General features: G+C 35.4%; 1 protein-coding gene. It reads right to left on the bottom strand.

Features of this window, described 5'->3' with window-relative positions:
• Positions 1 to 545 (bottom strand): restriction endonuclease subunit S (locus G7Y39_RS13470; RefSeq protein WP_241160074.1); only part of this gene is annotated, 545 nt, incomplete at both ends.

Here is a 545-nt window from a genome sequence, read left to right on the forward strand (position 1 = left end):
CTCAATGATTTTGTTTTGGGTCGCAATGCGTTTGTCAAGCAAATCTAATAATCGAGATATTTTAAGTTGCTCTTTTTTGTCGGGCGTATAATAAAAACGAATTGTTGCTAAGTCCTCACTATTAATAGCAGGGTAACTTGAGCCTGTGCAACGAATCATTACTTTTCTATTGAATCCGTCTGTATTTAATAGATGATAAATATAGCTTGGCGATTCTGTTGTTCTAATTTGAGCATATCCAGTAGAAGCAACCCATTGTTGATTACTCGTATTTAGAATCCTATGAATATAGTTGTTTTTCTGATAGGGGCGCACACATTGAAACAAAATATCATTGTTATCTATAACACGTTGTGCTCTACTTGGTGCTTCTTCTCGCATTATTTCTTGTATTTTTCTTAACTCACCTTTTTCGACGGCTTCCAAGTCTATATAAATAAAAGTATTCAGGAGTGAGTTTGATTTTGGATTTATAGTAGCTATATCTTGGAGTGATACCATTTCCCACTCCTCCGTAAACTCCGGAAATCTCAAAGGGGGAACAT

It is taken from the genome of Parabacteroides sp. ZJ-118 (genome assembly GCF_011038785.1).
In the GTDB taxonomy this organism is placed as follows: domain Bacteria; phylum Bacteroidota; class Bacteroidia; order Bacteroidales; family Tannerellaceae; genus Parabacteroides.